General features: G+C 53.4%; 12 protein-coding genes. 7 read left to right on the top strand and 5 right to left on the bottom strand.

The genetic code is table 11. The features are described from left to right. The first annotated feature begins 367 nt into the window (after window positions 1-367). Window positions 368-2,347, top strand: a complete 1,980-nt coding sequence (locus tag ABV298_RS27910) for a glycoside hydrolase family 97 protein (RefSeq protein ID WP_353719418.1) — start codon at window positions 368-370, stop codon at window positions 2,345-2,347. 193 nt (window positions 2,348-2,540) lie between these two features. Next, complete coding sequence (locus ABV298_RS27905; RefSeq protein WP_353719417.1) at window positions 2,541-3,269, top strand: hypothetical protein; 729 nt, start codon at window positions 2,541-2,543, stop codon at window positions 3,267-3,269. Here the strand turns inward: ABV298_RS27905 and ABV298_RS27900 are convergent. Next, entirely contained in the window at window positions 3,240-4,499 is a 1,260-nt protein-coding gene (locus tag ABV298_RS27900) for a PepSY-associated TM helix domain-containing protein (RefSeq protein ID WP_353719416.1), read from the bottom strand. The two genes, ABV298_RS27905 and ABV298_RS27900, sit on opposite strands and share 30 nt — an antisense overlap. A 143-nt stretch (window positions 4,500-4,642) precedes the next feature. Then, window positions 4,643-5,098: an NUDIX domain-containing protein gene (locus ABV298_RS27895; protein WP_353719415.1), complete on the bottom strand. Its 456-nt coding sequence runs from the start codon at window positions 5,096-5,098 to the stop codon at window positions 4,643-4,645. A gap of 116 nt (window positions 5,099-5,214) precedes the next feature. Here ABV298_RS27895 and ABV298_RS27890 point away from each other — a divergent pair, with 116 nt between their 5' ends. The 3 genes from ABV298_RS27890 to ABV298_RS27880 all read left to right on the top strand — a co-directional run bounded on the left by ABV298_RS27890 (window position 5,215) and on the right by ABV298_RS27880 (window position 8,271). Next, window positions 5,215-6,264 carry a sensor histidine kinase gene (locus ABV298_RS27890; protein WP_353719414.1) on the top strand — a complete coding sequence of 350 codons (1,050 nt, stop codon included), beginning with the start codon at window positions 5,215-5,217 and terminating at the stop codon, window positions 6,262-6,264. A gap of 107 nt (window positions 6,265-6,371) precedes the next feature. Then, on the top strand, window positions 6,372-7,481 hold the full coding sequence (locus tag ABV298_RS27885; protein WP_353719413.1) for a sensor histidine kinase: 1,110 nt from the start codon (window positions 6,372-6,374) through the stop codon (window positions 7,479-7,481). 4 nt (window positions 7,482-7,485) lie between these two features. Next, the gene (locus tag ABV298_RS27880) at window positions 7,486-8,271 is read left to right on the top strand and encodes a LytTR family DNA-binding domain-containing protein (RefSeq protein WP_353719412.1); all 786 of its coding nucleotides are present in this window, start codon (window positions 7,486-7,488) and stop codon (window positions 8,269-8,271) included. Between the two features lie 11 nt (window positions 8,272-8,282). On the opposite strand, the gene ABV298_RS27875 is transcribed toward ABV298_RS27880, so the two are convergent. The 3 genes from ABV298_RS27875 to ABV298_RS27865 form a co-directional block, all read right to left on the bottom strand. Continuing rightward, window positions 8,283-9,410 carry a metallophosphoesterase gene (locus ABV298_RS27875; RefSeq protein ID WP_353719411.1) on the bottom strand — a complete coding sequence of 376 codons (1,128 nt, stop codon included), beginning with the start codon at window positions 9,408-9,410 and terminating at the stop codon, window positions 8,283-8,285. 170 nt (window positions 9,411-9,580) lie between these two features. After that, on the bottom strand, window positions 9,581-11,059 hold the full coding sequence (locus ABV298_RS27870) for a SusD/RagB family nutrient-binding outer membrane lipoprotein (RefSeq protein WP_353719410.1): 1,479 nt from the start codon (window positions 11,057-11,059) through the stop codon (window positions 9,581-9,583). 12 nt (window positions 11,060-11,071) lie between these two features. Then, entirely contained in the window at window positions 11,072-14,350 is a 3,279-nt protein-coding gene (locus ABV298_RS27865) for a SusC/RagA family TonB-linked outer membrane protein (RefSeq protein WP_353719409.1), read from the bottom strand. 562 nt (window positions 14,351-14,912) lie between these two features. Here ABV298_RS27865 and ABV298_RS27860 point away from each other — a divergent pair. Together ABV298_RS27860 and ABV298_RS27855 are read left to right on the top strand one after the other, a co-directional pair. Continuing rightward, entirely contained in the window at window positions 14,913-16,097 is a 1,185-nt protein-coding gene (locus ABV298_RS27860; protein ID WP_353719408.1) for a hypothetical protein, read from the top strand. Beyond that, window positions 16,088-17,638: a glycosyltransferase family 39 protein gene (locus ABV298_RS27855; RefSeq protein ID WP_353719407.1), complete on the top strand. Its 1,551-nt coding sequence runs from the start codon at window positions 16,088-16,090 to the stop codon at window positions 17,636-17,638. Before ABV298_RS27860 ends, ABV298_RS27855 begins: the two co-directional genes overlap by 10 nt. Window positions 17,639-17,653: the final 15 nt, after the last annotated feature.

Raw genomic sequence — 17,653 nt, 5'->3', positions numbered from 1 at the left:
TATTCCCGCGAAAATCGGCGCCGAACTACGCTACCAAAAAGAAAACCAACTCGCAATCAATGCATAAAGCAGTCGTGGCCCGAATTACGATTTGCCGTTTATTATTTTTAATCGAGAGTTACAAAGTGTACTCGAAGAGTTACTTGTAGTAATATTTATTACAAACCTAAATTCCGTGCCAGCAGTTTTCAGTCGGGTTAAACTTTTTACCAGCCGGCAGCGAAACTTGTATGAAACGGCTATTTTTTTTCACGAGATTCTTCATGATTTTTCTTCTTCGGCACTCCCGTTACCAGGCCGGCACCAACCCGTCCTTTCGTCAGTTTATTCCGTACATTGCAAATTGTATGGGACCTACCAAATCGCTATGAAAAAACTGCTGCCCCTGGCCCTTTTTATATTAACCCATTTCGGCGCCCTTGCACAAACCACCCGCCAGGTCGTTTCCCCGAATGGAACCATCCGGCTGGTTGCCTTTCTCGACGACCAGCTACGGTATTGCGTGTATTTCAATAACCAGCTGCTTTTGTCGCCGTCGGAAATCGATATGGTTCTTTCCGACGGCAAAAAACTTTCGGACGGATTGTCGAAACCGAAATTCATTGAACGGAACGTCAACGAAACGATCGTATCGCCGGTACCGGAAAAGCGAAGGCACATCCCCGACCATTACAGAGAGCTCAAAATCACGCTTCGCAATGCGTTCGCGGTGGTTTTCCGGGTATATGACGATGGCGTGGCCTACCGCATCGCCACATCGTTTCCTGCCGACATCACCGTACGCTCCGAAACCGCCGCGTTCCGCTTCCCGGCCAATCACCCGGTGTATTATCCCGAAGTCGCGCCTCCGTCGAATATGGACATTTACCATACCAGTTTTGAAGAACCTTACACGGTGAAACCACTGGAAAGCATATCTTCCAAAAGCCTTTTCTTCTCCCCTGTTCTTGTCGCGCCCGGGGACTCTCCCAAAATCGGGATTACCGAATCGGACCTTGAAGATTACCCCGGCATGTTCCTCACGGGCAACGAAGAAAAAGCGCTGTTCGGCCGGTTTGCCCCCTACCCGGCGGAAGAAGCGGAAACCAGAGAGCTGTATTCAACGCGGTATGTTTCCAGACGTGCCGACTTTCTGGCCAAAACAAAAGGCACCCGGCCGTTCCCATGGCGGGTGCTCGTTATCGCCTCCGAAGACCGGGACCTGCCCGGCAACGACCTCGTTTACCGGCTAGCGAGCCCCTCGCGCGTGGCGGATCTGTCGTGGGTCAAACCCGGCAAGGCCACCGACGAATGGATTATCGCTTCCAACATTTTCAATGTGCCTTTCAAGAGCGGTATCAACACCGCCACTTACAAATACTATATCGATTTTGCCAGGCAATTCGGTTTTGAACGCATTATGATGGATGCCGGATGGAGCGACAACAACGATCTGTTCAGGATCAATCCCGATATCGATATGGAGGAAATCGTTGCCTATGCCAGAAGTAAGGGTATCGGCATAAGCATGTGGACGCTTGCACTTACACTCGAAAAGCAACTCGAACCGGCGCTCGAACAGTTCAGTAAATGGGGAGTGGATTTTATCATGACCGATTTCATCAACCGCGACGACCAGAAGGCCGTGCAATTCTTCTATAAAGTCGCGGAAGCATGTGCCCGGCACAAGATCATGCTGATGTTTCATGGCGCATTCAAGCCGGCGGGCTTTAACCGGACATTTCCGCACGCGGTCGCGCGCGAGGCAGTGCTCGGTTCGGAATATAATATGTGGAGCGCCAAATCTACGCCCGGGCATAATGTACTGCTCCCGTTTATACGGATGCTCGGCGGGCCCCTGGATTACGAGCCGGGCATGCTCAACAACGCGACGCCGAAAGGCTTTCACCCGATGCCGGAGAATGTAATGTCGCTCACTACGCGCACGCAGCAGCTTGCCATGTTCGTGGTTTACGAAAGTCCTGTCCAGTTCTTTGCCGGGAACCCGTCGCAAGGCCTGAAAGAACCCGCATTCATGCAGCTTCTGGGCAGCATCCCGACGGTTTGGGACACCACCAGCATCCCCGACGCGAAACTGGGCGAGTACATCGTCACTGTCCGCAAAAAGGGTGCCGACTGGTACATAGGCGCGCTCAACGATTCCACGGCCCGCGAACTGACCGTTCCACTCGCCTTTCTTACCGCAGGAACAACTTACGAGGCCACGATTTGCGAAGACGGCATAAATGCCGACCGCTACCCGGCCGATTACCGCCTTTCCGAAGCGGCACTCACCTCGCGCGACAGCCTGAAAATCCGGATGGCAGCCGGTGGCGGTTATATGGCGAGGTTGCGCAGGCGGCGATAACCGCATTCAGAAATCTACAATCCGGGTCGTTGGGCTACTTTTTTTGGCTACCCGGCCCGATTGGGCTTGCTTTGTAAGGCAAGAACCGGGGGCAGGCGGAACACATCCGACCATTCAAACACAGATATTACCAGTCGTGTAGTATGCAATGCATAGTACCTAACATTACATAGTTTTGTATAAACTATTAGCCATGAAAACTTTTGAAAACCATTTCGACCCTTTTCCGTTTCCCGGGCGCTGGCTGGGCGGCATATCGCTCGTGCTGGCGCCGGTATTGCTGCTTTTGGGAGAAATCCTGAAACTCCGGTTCGATTTTTTCTTTCCGGAGCAATTGCGGGCTTATCAATCACACCCCGCATTGATGTTTACGGCTTACAGCCTTTTCCTGGCCGGGAACATATTACTTTGGCCGGCCATTGTCACGCTCGCCAATCTCATCGGGCGGACGAAACCGGTGTGGGCGGTATGGGGCGGCAGCCTGGTAATGTTCGGACTTTTTGCCCGGACGTTCCATTCGGGAATCAACCACCTGGCGTTTCAACTCGTCGGCATCCTGGGCTTGCCCAGGGCCACTGAAGTGGTGGCGCAGTCGTACGGGGCTTTTCACATCGTTTCGACGCTCTCCGGCGCCATTTTATTTGGCTGGGCGGTATTGGCCATCGGGGCGTGGCTTTCAGGCACCTTACGGCCCGTGGAAGTGGTCGCGTTGGCAATGATGTCGGCCATGATGATCGGCGTTCTGAAAGGCGGCACGGTCATGTCTGTAATTGCGACGGCTTGCCTTTGTAGCGCGTTATTGCCGCTGGGAGTCCGCGTGCTCGTATATGGCCACATGCCTCCGGCGAGGATATTCTGGGGCTGGGTGATATTTTTTTCGGCGGTTATCGGGTTATTTTTCTTCCTCGGACAAGCGGGATAACCCGGGCGTATAGCCTTGCACCGCCATCACCCGACGGGCCGCTTTCCGCTGCGTAGCCGGTTTCTTTTCTTTTTTCGCTTCCCGTGCCGACTTTCTACGCCGCCCCCACCAGATCACAAATCCGGTAACCGGTAAGCTCGCACATATCAAACCCGCGAAAAAAGTCAGGATTTTGCCCGGCAGCCCTGCCCAGGCGCCCACATGCAGGTCGAAGTTCAGGGCATACAGCTGCTCGCCGTTGGTGAGCTCCCCGAAGGAACGCGAACGTAGCCGCGCGCCGGTAAATTGATCGTACTGGCCCTGCACGCGGTCGTAGCGGTTGCTTTCGCTGAGGTAAGTAGAGGTATTGACGGGCAATTTGCCTTTTGCGGGAAAATTGATAAGATACCCGTAGGCCTGCGGCTTTTCTTGCTGCATTGCTGTAAAAATCCGGTCGATCGCCCCGGCGTCCGTTGTTTGCGTGGTATCCGAAAAGACCGCGGGCACTTCCGCCAGCTTGCCGCCGTCCACCGCCGTTTTCACGCCTTTCTCAAACCACTCGAATGCCCACACAAGTCCGGTAAGCGCACACATCATCAGGATAGCGCCGGCATAAAAGCCCAGCACATTGTGCAGGTCGTAATTACGACGTTTCCATCTGGCATTCCATTTGATTTTAAAGCTCCTATCGACATTCGGTTTGCCCCATTTCGCCGGCCACCATAATACAATCCCCGAAATCAGCATGAATACAAAAGCCAGCACGGCGTAGCTTACGACGGTGTGGCCTATCTTTTCGCCAAACAGCATCCGCATATGCAGCCCAAGCACAAGGGTAAAGAATTCATTACGGCTGTCTTCCAGCATGACTACCTTCCCATTGTAAGGGTTAACATACGCCCTCCAATAATATTTGTAATAATCCCAATGCGAAAAACCGTCCTTATCGACCTTCAATGCCCTGAAAATATAGGTCCTGTCGGGCCGGGAAGAGATTTCGGCCCGGGTGACCGGCCGCATTTCCCCTACTGCCTGCTGTGCTGCTTCAAGTAGCCGGCTCAACGGCAGTTTCGGTTTGTTTTCTGGCTCGATGAAAAGACGGTCGCGATAAACGAGCGGTTTAAGCTCGTCTGTAAAAACATAAATGGCGCCGGTAAGACCGATGACCATGATCACCGCGCCCGTCGCCAATCCCAGCCACAGGTGTAATGTTCCGATGAACTTGCCGAGGGCCGTCTTTTTCTGAGACATGAATACTATTTGAGTTGATTTGCGCATCGGACGCCACGCGCCGGAATGCTTCGGGAGCAAAGAAATGCCGTATTTAGTTTAATTACAAATTAATAAACACGGCGAACCTGATTTTTTGCGGATCATCCCGAAATCGGGCAGCATTACCCCAGCAACTGTTCCAATTCGTCCAGGAAACCGCGTTGCCGCTCGTTGATTTTACTACGGGCCGTGGAGAGGTCGAACCACTCCGCCCGGTCGATCTCGGGAAACCGCCGCATTTTGCCCGAACGCGGCGGCCATTCCATTTCGAAGACATTACTGACGACTTTCGCGGCATCGATATCCCCCTCGATCGCCCATGCAAGCACCTCCTTGCCACCCTTTTGCTTAATGGGCTGCAATGGCAAAAAATCGCCGTCGACCGGCAGCCCGGTTTCCTCCGCGAATTCGCGCCTGGCCGCCGTCAGCGGGTCTTCCGGGCCTTCGTACTCACCTTTCGGAATAGACCAGGCACCCAGGTCTTTACGGGCAAAAAACGGTCCGCCCGGATGTACCAGCAGCACTTCCAGACTTACTTTTCGCCGAAACATCAAAATTCCCGCGCTACGTCCCGCCATTGTTTCCGGTTTGAATATGTTTACCGGAAAATAGCAGCTGCCTTCGTTATTAACAACCGCTTGGCGATTTGTTTTAATTTTGTCGGTTGTTCCATCCGAATCCGAAACGCACCCTCATGAAACCCGCCTTTTTTTCGAAGTACGAATGGTGGTATCATCTCGCGATGATGCCCATCTGCTTTGCGCTGGGCAACTATTACCTGATCGGGGAACGCTATTTCACCGACCTTCCCACGTTCCTGACGGCCACTTCGCTCGCTTTCGCGGTTTACTGGTTTTCGGTGGTCGCGCTCACGCTCGTCATCAGGCGTACCGCGGGCAGTTCCGCGCAGGGGAAAATCCTCCGGCAAATGCTCGGCATGTTTTGGAAACTCGGCGCCGCTATGGCATTGCTCGCCGTTTTCGACACCTGGGTTTACAGCCTGGTCCCGTCTCTCGGTGTGGCTTTCGAATGGTCCATGATCTGGCCGCTGACCTTGCTGGGCCTTGTTTGCGATGCCTTTATCTGCGCTTTGCTGGGATTGTTCTACGCCTTGCAACAATGGAAAAACGACCAGGCCGACGATGAAAAATCGGCGCGGCAATCAGCGGAAATCGAGTTCGACGCATTGAAAGGACAGGTAAACCCACATTTTCTGTTCAACAGCCTGAATACGCTTTCTTCGCTGATCAGCGCCGATCCCGCACAGGCGGAAGACTTCGTAGAGGATCTCGCGCGAATTTACCGTTACATGCTTCAGGGCGCCCGGACCGACCTGGTACCCCTGCAATCCGAGCTGAGGTTTATGGAAGTTTACGTGCGGCTTCTGAAAGTGCGGTACCACGACGCCCTGCTCGTACAACTGCCGGAGCACTGCCCCGCCGACCTGACGATCCCGCCACTTATGCTGCAGATACTGGTCGATAACGCCGTTCAACATAATGTCCTGTCGGCCAACCGGCCGCTTACGATTACGGTGGCCCTTACCGACGACCGCAGTATCCGGATTACCAACAACGTTCAGATGCGCCATCGCACGCTCGGTGCCAAGGGCGTGGGCTTGCGCGGGCTTTCCACCAAACTGCTGATTTTTACTTCCAGAAAGCTGGAGGTGCGTGAGAACGGCGACACATTTTCCGTAGTCATACCGCTCCTACCGGATGCAACGGCGGTTACGGTGCAATGACAATTCATGCCAATAAAAATACAGTTGATGCAACTCGCCCCGCAGCTTTTCCCGGGATTACCCTATTTTTGAACCAATCGCCCGGCCGGCCCGGCGACTGCCTGACCATGAAAAAAAGAGCATTGTTTGAGAGAATTCCCGAAAAGATCCCTTCGGTAAACCGGTGGGCGTATGTGCCAGGCACAGCGGTTATTCTGATGCTTTTTAACTATATCACGGTAGGCAAACCGTTGGCGGGCAACCTCGCTTCATATTTCCAGGCAACCCTGTTGAATGGGTCGGTGCTGGCCCTGGTAGTGTGGGTGCAAATGCAAGTAGCAGGTTACATTGCCGGGCATTACAGCGACGTACGCCAAACGCTGGTGCGCGTTGCGTTGTCCATTTGCGCTCATGCGGTAGTTTCGGGGGTGTTTATGCTGGCCGTTGCGTGGATTTATATCGGCAACAAGCTGTTTGGTTCCACGCTGACCGTGCATACCCTGGTTATCGTTTACGTTGTCAACCTGGGGGCCATGGTATTGGCTACCGGCCTGCGGGAAACATTTCGCGCGCTCAGGCGCTGGCGACAGCACGAAATTAATACGGAGCGGCTGATGAAAGAGAATGTCAACGGCCAGCTCGAAAGCCTGAAAGCGCAGATCAGCCCCCATTTTCTTTTCAATACCCTTAATTCGCTGTCGGCGCTGATCGGCGAGGACCCTGAAAAGGCGGAGCAGTTCGTGGACGAAATGGCGCGGGTGTACCGGTATCTTTTGCAGACCAACCATTCGTCGGTAAATGAGGGCGATTTCGGGCAGTTAACGACGTTAAAAAAAGAATTGTCGTTCATCGAATCCTACGGGCATTTGCTCAAAACCCGCTACGGCGATGGCATGAAGCTGTACATCCATGTAGAAGACTGTTTTATGGACAGCCTCATTCCGCCGCTTACGTTGCAATTGCTGGTTGAAAACGCGGTGAAACACAATGTGATCCGGGCCAGCAGGCCGCTCACCATCTTTATATTGAGTACCGTGGAGGGCAAACTGATGATAAGAAACAACCTGCAAAAGAAAAACCTGACCACCGGCGCCGAAAACATCGAATCGACGCATGTGGGACTCAATAACATCGTTACCAAATACAAGCTGCTAACCGAATACCGGCCCGGACTTCCCCTGCCGCTGATCGAAAGTAATCACGAGTTTTTTACCGTAACCTTACCATTGATTTCCTGAATATATGAATGCGCTTATCGTTGAAGACGAAGATCTGTCGGTCCGCCGACTCAAAAAGATGGTTGGTGAGGTCGCGCCGTCGCTGGACATCGCGGGTGTCACCGACAGCATCGAGCAAACCGTGGAATGGGTACTCGAAAACCGCGCCGCCGGCCGGCCCGATCCGGACCTGATCTTCCTGGACATTGAATTGTCCGACGGGCAGAGCTTCGAAATATTCAACCGGGTGGAGGTTGCGAGTGCGATCATCTTCACGACTTCCTACGACGAATACGCCTTGCAGGCATTCAGGCACAACAGCATCGACTACCTGCTGAAACCCGTGCACCGCGACGACCTTCAACGCGCATTGCAAAAGTATGAAAGAATGAGAGCTCAGCCCGCTGCCGATCACTCGCTGGCCGGTATCCGGAAATTGCTGGAAGATTTCAAAAAAGCTTCGGCGGTGGAATACCGGCAACGTTTTCTCGTGAAGCAGGGGCAAAAAATGCTTTCCGTCGAAGTCGGCGAAATCGCCTATTTCTTTACCGACGACCGTTACAGCTTCTTCATGACCGACTCCAACCAGAAAATGCTCGTCGATTACACACTCGACGAACTCGCCGAGTCGCTCGATCCCTCACGTTTTTTCAGGATCAACCGGGGCATGATGGTCACACACCGTTGCGTCGACAAGATCGACCCCTATTTCGGCAACCGGCTTTCACTCACATTGCGGCCGGCACACAACAAAGAGGTGCTCGTAAGCCGCGAAAAAGTGAGCGATTTCAAGATCTGGATGGGAAAATAAAGCGGCAATTCCTAGATTTTCAGCACCAGTCTGTCTTCCATCGCCGCATTCACTCCCGGCTCCGCGCGCCGCTCGTGGGGGAGCGTGTAGAATTCGACGGTGATCGTAATGCCGGCGGAAGTCCTTTCCAGAAGCACTTTCAGGAAACCGTGCCTGGTATCGCAACTGTTTTCGAGGTTTACCCCCCGAAAGATGGGCAGCTCGCTGGTAAAACGGGAATCGCTCGTATAGGCCACCGGATGTAGTTCGTCGTAGCCACCGCTGCCCGCCACCACAAACGGCAGCACCCGGCCGTCGGGGTAATGCCTGCTAAAACGCTGGTAATTATGCACATGCCCGTTGAAAACGATGTCGGGGTAAATACCGGTTTCTTCAAAAACCCCTTCGAGCAGCCCGATCATCGGAATGCTCGAACCGTGGTTGACATCTGCCGAGTAGGGCGAGTGGTGCAGGCAAAGGATCACCGCCTTGCCGGGACGTTCGCTATCGGCCCTTTTCAGCTCTTGCACAAGCCACTGGCGTTGCGCTTCGTCGACCACGCCGAATTTGGGCACATTGGAATACATGCCGATGATATTCGCGAGCGGTGTCAGGAGGGTCCAGTACACGTTGGGCTGCACCATGCTTTTACGCCCGGCGTTACCGCTAAAAGGCACCGTACGACGTTCGGTATCACAAAACACCGCGGTGAACGCATCCAGGCTATTGTACCGCACCCGGCTGTCGGGGTTAATGTCGCTGTCGTGATTTCCGGGAATAGCAAAAATAGGCCCCGGGTATTTTTGATAAGGCTCGAAAAACTGCCGCCGGTACTCGCTCGCTTCCCCGAAGTTATAGACTACATCGCCGAGGTGAAACAAAAACTGCGGCTCGTACCCGGTTTTTTCCGTCGCCTCGAACTGCTTGACCATCTCCCCCACGACCAGCTTCTGGAAATCGGGCGTCCGGATACTGCCGGTGTCGCCCACCATATGAAATGCCAGTTTATTCCGGTCGGGCACGGAATCGATGGTTTCGAGGTCCAGGTGGTAGGGATATTTTCCCGACGGTTTCGGGGCGGGCTGGTACTTATAGGAATCGTCGGGAACGTCTCTTTTGAAAACGGGTTTTGAGAATTTCTTGGAAAAATCTGATTTCATTATAGATGGCTGCCATTTACCAGCCTTTTGGTAACATATTGATGGCAAGCTAACGAAAAAGCAGCTCGGAAGTGTAAAATTTGCATTAATTCAGACGGGTTTTCCGAGCAAAGCCGGCGTCCGGAAAGCAAAAAACTTCCCCCGCCCAAACGAGCAGGAGAAGCATAAGCTTATCGGATGAGCCACATCACGCTGTTTTGCGTGTCGGCCCCGTTGAATTGCGTTTTCAGCGAGGCTTTCAGATTTGCCTCGTTGGTGGTGTATTCCGAAGTCGGATAAGCCCAGCGGATCGGAATCTGATTATTGTTCGCGTTGGACTGGCCAATATCGAATACCGGGATCCCCGTGCGACGGAAATTGTAATACGCCTGCCGGCCCGAATTCTCAAAGAATGCCATGTATTTCTGTTCAAGTATCTTTTGCAAGCCTTTTTCCGTATTTCCGGGATAAGGGTTCGCGGCGATGAACTTGTCGATTTCCTGCTGTGCAATATTGTAAAATTTCATCGATTCGGTAATGCCCTTAGCATAGTAATCGGCTGCATTGCCTGTGACCCAACCGCGGTTGATAGCCTCGGCGATGCTGAAATGCACCTCGTGTGCACCAAGCTGAACCGCCGGCACACCGGCGGCCGAAGCCTCCCAGAAATCGAAATTGATCATCGAAAGCAACCCTTTTCCCGCTTGTTCGAGCAAAGTCGATTGCAGGTCACCGGTTTTGCCGCCGCCATAGCGCTGGTACTGGTCCTGATTGCCTTTCAATGCATCGGCAGGCAGCGCAACTACCAGCAGGCGCGGGTCCCGGGTCGCCCTGGCGATATCCGCAAAGGTGGCGCCCAGCGTATTACGTTTGTCGTTTTTCACCACTACCCCGTTGCTCGGCCATAGCGGATAGGTGTTAACGGTATTGTAAACCACCCGAAAATTATCCGCATTCGTGGTAATGAGGGGGTATTTGGCCGGATCATTCACGATAGCCGCAAACTGTTGTTTCACGTTCAGCTCCGGGGTGTCGTCGGCACGTTTGCTGAGGCTGATAAGCACGCGCAAACGATACGAATTGATCAGTTTCCGCCATTTTACAAGGTCGCCTTCATAGAGGTAATCACCGGAAATCGCCGGCTTTCGGGCAATCAGCGCCGGCATTTCGGCATTCGCCTCTTCCAGCCATTTCAACACCTGAACATAAATGTCCTTCTGGCTGTCGTATTTGGGCTTGAAGTTTCCCTCACTCACGCCCCTGATCGCTTCCGACATCGGCACATCGCCGAACATTTCGGTAGCGCGGCTATAAAAGTAGGCTTTGAAAAACTTCGCGAGCGTGAGGTAATGCGCACCCACATCGCCGGCTTGGGTTGCCACCGTTTCCATGCGCGCCACATTCCGGAGCGAGGTATAGAAAACGTCGTAGGAACCGGTGGTCCATCCATAAGCCTGGCCGTCGTAATAGGCCTCGTTTTGTGTCATAAACTGGTTATGGCGGTGATCGGCACTCCACGGGGCGTCCCAGGCGTTAGCCAGAATGCCCGTGAGGATCAGGTCCGCCGACGGGTTCGTGATCGCCCCGGGGTCCTTTTGCAAACTGTCGATTTCCTGGCAGCTACCCAGGCCCAGCCCCAGCGACAATAGGATGTATTTGATTTTTTTCATTGGTAATTTCGGTTAAAAGGTCACATTCAGGTTAGCACCGAAGCTCTTGACGGAGGGCGTCTGGAAGCTGGTAGTCGTGCCGGTGAACTGGTCGAGATCGATGTTTCTGGTGTATTTTCCCGTGAAATAAAGCAGGTTGCGCCCCACGAGCGAAATGCTGGCTGCATTGGCGAAACGCGTTTTGGCAAGCAGCTTCGCAGGGAAGTTGTAGGTCAGGACCACTTCGCGGAGCTTTACATAGGTGCGGTTCTTGGCGGCGATGTAGCCCGACTGGTAATAGTTCGTAGCCCACGCCTGCCACAATACCGGCACGTCGTTTGGCGCAAACTCCCGTGTATCCGAGATCACATTGCCGTCCTGATCGGTATTCAGCTGTCCTTTTACAATCCGTTTGCCCGTGGTCATCACCGAGCCCTTGTAGTCGGGATTGTCACGGTTTTGCCAGTCTTTCAGGCGGTATCCATTCGCCGATTCAGGCGCCGTTCCGCTACCGAACTGCTTGGTATACATATAGTTATTAACCTTTCCACCAAACCGTCCATCCACCTGAAAACTCAGCGTGAACGACTTGTGCGTGAATGTGTTACTGATACCAGCCGTAAAGTTGTTGTCGTAATAGCCGATCCGCGAGTTGTAAGGATTGTAGGCGGGCATGCCGTTCGAGCCTACGATGATCCCGCCGGTTTCGTCACGCTGGAAATCCTTGATATAATAGGCATCCGCGCGTTCGCCGACGTGGATATTGCCGTCGCGCTGTTGTACGCCGTCGATCCTGTCGAGCCATTTGTGGTTAGCCGACCAGTTGGCAGAGACATTCCAGCCAAAGTTTTCGTTTTTCACCGCCGTTCCGTCGAGGCTCAGTTCGATACCCTTTCTTACATAAGTGAACGCGTTGCGCTGCACCCCCGAAACACCCGAGGTGACAGAGGCGGGTACGCTCACAATGCCAGGCCCTTCGACATTCCGGAATACTGCCGCGTCGAATCCCAGCCGGTTATGCAGAAAACGCATTTCCAGACCCAATTCAAGCGTTTTCACGCGGGCTGCGAGCAAATCGTCGCTGTAAAGCGTTCCCGTATAGCTTACGCCCGTGTATGAGTTGTTCCAACGTGTTGAACTCGTGTAGGTTGGCAATAATTTATAAATATCATACTGGTAGTTTTCGTCCACGAAGTCGCTCGCCACATTCGCATATGCCCCGCGCAGTTTGGCGAACGAAATGGCCCCGGGCAGATCGATCACCTCCGACAGCACCGCGCTTAACGACGCCGACGGATAGAAATAGGTGTTATTCTTCTTCGGCATCGTGCTCGACCGGTCGACACGGCCGGTCAGGCTCAGGAAGAGAAAATCTTTGTAGTCCATATCCACGAACCCGTAAACACTTCCTACCCAGCGTTTGGCAAAGTCATTGGACGACGTTGCCGGTTGGACGGAATTCGAAAGATCGTAAACGCCCGGCACAATAAGGCCTTTTGAAGTGGTACCCGTCAGCGATGTCAATTTCACGGACCGGAGGTTTCCGTAGAGCGACGCATTCAGACCGAAATCATCCGTAAGGCGGTCCTGGTATTTCAAAGAAGCCTCTGTATTGTTCTCCCAGAACGTGTCATAAGTTTCCGAATACCCGCCAGCCTGGTTGGGAAAGCCGAAGTTGTACAAGTTGGACGAAATAGGGGCACGTGTGCTGCGGTTACGGTTCCAGGTGCTCACGCTGGTACGGGCATTGAAGGACAGCTTGTCGCCGATCTTGTAATTCATCTGGACAAAACCGTACACATCGTTTTTATAGTAAGTTTTCAGTGCCTCGTAGGCGGTCATCCACGGGTTATCATAAATGGTGTATTCGCGGTTGTACTGCTGGGCGTCCTCCTTGCCCGGTTGCCAGTAGTTGCGCAGGTCTTTCACGTCGTAATCCACCCCGCCCCATACGGTAAAAATATAAATCGGGCTGGCGGGGCCGTAGTCCAGCGTCGGGTAGTTGGGCGAATACTGGCGGTTATAATTGATGCTCGCATCGAAACGTACTTTTTTGCCCGCGTTGATACCACCGGAAATATTTACGTTCGTGCCGCCCAGCCTGGTGTTGGGCATCTGCCCGCGCTGGAACATTTGTGAGACCGAGAGACGGAAGTCACCGAAGTCGTTCCTGCTTGAAATCGCAAGGTTATTGGTGCTCAGCAAGCCGTTGCGCAGGAAGTTTTTGAGGTTATCCTTCCCCCTCGCCAGCCACGGAATGGGAACCAGCTCGCCCGTGGCTGGGTCTTTCGGACTGTTGTACTGCGTGATTAGCTGCCCCTCGAACCGCGGGCCCCATATATTGTAGTCGTTGTCGTTGATACCACCGCCGCGACCGTCCTTAAAAGCATATTCGTAATCGCTGCCAGGGCCATATTCCGTCTGGTATTTCGGAATGGCGTTGAAGCCCGTCTGCAACTGGGTGCTTGAATTGAAATCGACCGTAAAGCCTTTTTTCGCGCCGCTCCCCTTTTTTGTGGTGATGATAATCGCGCCGTTTTGTCCGCGGTTGCCGTACAAAGCCGCCGCACTAGCTCCTTTGAGTACCGAGTAAGTTTCGATGTCGTCGGGGCTAAGGTTCCAGGAATCGGTATTAACGGGCACGCCGTCGACTACATACAAAACCCTGTCGCGGCCGCGCAATGATACCTGCGGGCTCGAAAGCAAGTCGGGGCTCTGTGCAATCGTTAGACCGGCCACCTTGCCGGTAAGCGAGCTGATCGCATTCGGCTCCCTGGCCTTCACCATCGTAGCGCCTTTCACTTCCGAGACCGCATAACCAACCGCCTTTTTCTCCTTTTTAATACCCAAAGCCGTCACTACCACCTCGTTGAGCTGCCGCTGGTCGGCATTCAGCGCGATGTCGATGACCGTTCTGTTTCCCACTGCTATTTCCTGCGACAGAAAACCCAGGAACGAGAACACCAAGGTATCGCGTTCATGATCGACACGGAGCACGTAACTGCCTGTCGCATCGGTCACTGTGCCGCGCGAGGCCCCTTTAATGAGGATGTTGACGCCTACAAGCCCTTCTTTTCCGGCGCCGTCGGTCACTTTACCGCTTACCGTGATTTCACTGCCCGCAGCCATATTGGTTTCCGAACGCAGTGCTTTATACGTAACCCACTTTTGCGGCACGTTGCCGCGTTTGGCAGCGGTGGCCGTGTAGGCGCCAGCCGGCAGTATTGCCGTAACTCCCAGGCAGAGCATGAAAAAAGCCGACCGGCACCCGCCAGGGCCCGTCCGCTCAAATAACGTAATCATTTTTTTCATAAGTGATTGTTAATTAGCTGGTATTCCAAGGTCAATAAGGGTTCATAGAAGGTCGGCGGACCGTCTTGCGGGGTATACACACAGGGCGCAAGCACTTGCGTCACTATCTGACGCCTGTACCCATTGCCGGCAGGCCAAATGAGAAAAAGTCCCGGATCATTCCATGAAAAGTCCGGTTTGTGAATAAATACTGAACAATTTCAGAATAACACCGCCGCCAAACACGTCATTGTTAAGAACTAAAAGTAAAATATAAGTTAACAAATAAAAAATCCGGTGCGACTATTTTCCGCAAAACACGAAAAAATATCATTAAATAGAACTCAAAAGTTTATAAATATTGCATTTTCATAAACTACCCTGCAAAGGTAAGTTGTGAATCTTGAAAACAATTTATGCAAATGTTAATTAATATTTAACTTTAAACAGCCGATGAAAATACTGGCCAGGCAACGCGGGAAGTATTCCTGACGCATTCGATTGTTAAATATTGAAGAACGGACCGAAACTTTTCATTCCGCTAATAATCCCTTAACAGCGGGGAAGCATCTTTGCGGTACTTATGAAGATACTTCGCATTGCATTGCTCGTCTTTTCCTCGTGGGTAATATGGCTTCTGGTGTCCCAGTTCTTTTTATGCCCGCGCTACCAGTTCAACACGCCGATCCCGTTCGAGGGCCCGGTCCTCTATAACCCCTATGGCTCCATGAATCCCGCGCAGTGGGTCAAATGCAACTTCCACGCTCATACGCGGGCGTGGGAAGGTGTTACAAACGGACACGGGACCGCGCACGACATCCACAATGCCTACAAAGCCCTGCATTACGGCGTACATTGTGTATCGAACTATCATCATATCGACACCACCCATTCTACCCGTGCCAATTATCTTCCGGCGTACGAACATGGTTACAATATCCGGAAAACGCATCAGCTCGTATTGGGCAGCTTCCGGGTGCAATGGCTCGACTATCTCTTCGCCCAGACAACCCACAACAAACAACACGTACTGAGCCATCTTTCCGAACCGGGCAATGTGGTCGTACTGAACCACCCGGCACTTAAAAATGGCTACACATCTGAAGACCTCGCGCAGTTGGCACATTACGACTGCATGGAGGTGCTCAACCCTTCGGTAACATCCACCGCGCAATGGGACGCTGCATTATCTGCCGGCAAGCGTGTCTTTATCGTGGGCGACGACGATCTCCACGATGTGATCTCCCGAAAGCGCCTCGGCACCCGATGCACATTCGTGAATGTCGGAACCAACTCGCCGGAGGCTGTATTGGCAGCATTGAAAACCGGGCTTAGCTACGGGGTCATTGTCGGCGAAAACGAACGGCACGACTCCATTCCACAGCTCCAGGACTTTACAGTGACGCACGACACGATACGCGCGGTAATGTCGCGGGCGGCCAGCGAGGTGACGGTCACGGGGCAGATCGGCAAAGTGCTTGCGACGGCCCGCGGAACGGACAGTATCAGCTACCGCGTCCTTCCGGAGGACCGTTACGCACGGTTGACATTCAAATATCCCAACGGAACGGAGGTGCTGCTCAACCCGGTGTTCTTTACGCCCCGTAGCGGGTACCGACCTATGCCGGTTTATGAGGATTTTAACGAAACAATGTTCTTCCGCAGCGTCGGGACGTGCATTCTCGGTGGCTGGTTACTACTGATAGCCCGGCTGATAACCGGGCAACCACCTCAAAGCTACGGGCGACGCAGGTTATCATGGCGATAGACATTACGAAATATCCCGTCACAATCCTGATCGTCGTTTTTACGGTCATCCGCCTCCTCGTCGCCAACCTCATCGATCTCGGCAACGACGAGGTTTACTACTTCACTTACGCCGTCCTGCCCGAATGGAACCATTTCGACCACCCGCCGCTGGTGGGCATTTTCATCCGCCTTTTCACCTTCAACCTGAATTGCAATTCCGAAGTTTTCGTGCGAATGCCTGGCATTGTCGGGGCCGCCGTCAACACCTGGCTCATCGCGCGCTGCGGACAACTTGTCAAAAACAAAAATACCGGCTCGATTGCCGCGGTGCTTTACAACTCCTCGGTGTACGCAAGCATTATTTCAGGGGTCTTTATCCTCCCGGATTCGGTACAGCTCACATCCTGGCTGGCCGCATTGCATTCGATGCTTCGTTGCATCAAGGCCACCAGCCCGAAATACATTAACCGCCATCTGCTGCTCATCGGACTGTGGATCGGATTGGCGACCATGAGCAAAGTGCACGGTGTGTTTCTCTGGTTCGGGTTCCTGGGCTTTATTTGCTTCGAACATCCCGGATTGCTGAAAAGCCCGTATTTATATGTGTCGCTTGCCGTAACCGCCGTGCTGGCTTCCCCGATCCTGTTCTGGAACATCGGCAACGACTTCATTACCTGGCGTTTCCATAGCGAGCGCGTGACGGTAACCGGCGAAGGCATTAACCTGAAATCTTTTTTGCGGACAACCATCGGGCAAATCCTCTACGCCAACCCGTTCCAGATCATACTATTCATATTAATGGGAAGGGAACTGGTGCGGAAAAAAGTATTCGCCGATGCGGCCTCCGTCGTATTGCTACTGTGGTGCGGCCTGCCGATTATTATCGCCACGATACTGGTGTCGCTGTTCCGCGATACCCTGCCGCATTGGAGTGGGCCGGGCTTCATCGGGCTGATGCTTGTCGGTGCCGCCTGGACCGATGCACAGCTTTCTTCCTCCGGCCGTACCGTCCCCCGAAAGTTGCTGGCCGGCTCGGCAGGGCTGATCCTGTTCGTATTCACGGCGGGTCCGGTGCTCGTCCGTTGTTACCCGGGCACGATGAGCCGGAAGTCGTTTCCCCACACCGGCGCAGGCGACGCCACACTGGACATTACAGGTTGGGAGCAGCTGTTACCGGCCTTTGAAAAATTACGCAACGACGATATCGCCAGCGGCAGGATGGCCCGCGAGGCTCCTATGGTCGTCCATAAATGGTTTCCCGGCTCGCACATGTATTATTATGTCGTGTACCCGCTCGGAATGCGCACGGTGGGTATGGGCCAATTGGAAGATCTTCATCATTTTGCATGGCTCAATGCGCTTTACGGGCAGATAGCGCCCGGCTCGGATGCCTGGTACATAACGCCATCCAACAACTTTACCGATCCGGCAGAGCAATATGCAGGCCGGTTCGAGCGCTTCGAAAAAGCCGCGACGATTACACAGCGGCGCAACGGCCGGGTGGCCCGGTATTGGTTTGTTTACAGGCTAAGGAATGCAACCGGCGTGGGGTACAAATAAGGGTGGATGATGCTG

This window comes from Dyadobacter sp. 676 (genome assembly GCF_040448675.1).
Lineage (GTDB): Bacteria > Bacteroidota > Bacteroidia > Cytophagales > Spirosomataceae > Dyadobacter.
This window is presented reverse-complemented; position numbering and strand designations above follow the sequence as displayed.